The 776-nt window shown below is 62.2% G+C and carries 1 protein-coding gene; it reads right to left on the reverse strand.

Annotated features, from left to right (window positions below):
* The coding region (locus tag NKH43_RS35230; RefSeq protein ID WP_352862064.1) for an IS256 family transposase at nucleotides 1-654 on the reverse strand (654 nt) is incomplete at its 3' end.
* Nucleotides 655-776 lie beyond the last annotated feature (122 nt).

Genomic DNA, 776 nt, shown 5'->3' on the forward strand with positions numbered 1-776 from the left:
ATTCTTGAGCCCCGTCACGAACTCGCGCCAGCTCGAATGGCTCTCCCGGTTGGCCAGCTCCACGCCCAGGACCTGGCGCCGGCCCTCCCAATCCACGCCGATCGCCACCAGCACCGCCTGGCTGGCGATCACGCCCGCCTCGCGAGCCCGTTCATAGCGCGCGTCCAAGATGAGATACGGATAGCTTTCCTCGAGCCGCTGCGTGAAGAACGCCTTGAGCGCCTCATCCAGCCGCATCGTCGCCTCGCTCACCGTCGAGGCCGAGAAAGAGTGGCCGCACAATTCCTCCGTCACCGCCTTCACCTTGCGGGTCGAAACGCCTTGTACGTACATCTCGACCAGCGCCGACACCAAGGCCTTCTCCGAACGCTGATAGCGCTCAAACAACTCCGTCGAGAACCGGCCCGTCCGATCCTGCGGAACGCGAAGTTCCAGCACCCCAACCCGCGTCACCAGCTTGCGCTCGTAATACCCGGACCGGTAACTCACCCGCTCCGCCGTCCGCTCGCCTTTCTCGGCCCCGATCGCCTCCGTCATCTCGGCTTCCAGAGCCTCCTGCACGACAGTCTGCAATACCTGGCGAAAGCCGTCCTCATCCGACAGCAGCAACGCTTTCAACTCGCCCCTGCTCAGTTTAACTTCTCGATTGGTCATGGCACTTCCCCTTCCACGGGAATCGGTGATTGCAACGTCACCACCGTGCCATGGCCGCTCGCCCTTCAGAGCAAGCGCCGTTCTCTCTCCAAAACTTTTTGCAGAACCTTCAGGACACTATC

This window comes from Mesorhizobium sp. M1163, from assembly GCF_040318415.1.
Lineage (GTDB): Bacteria > Pseudomonadota > Alphaproteobacteria > Rhizobiales > Rhizobiaceae > Mesorhizobium.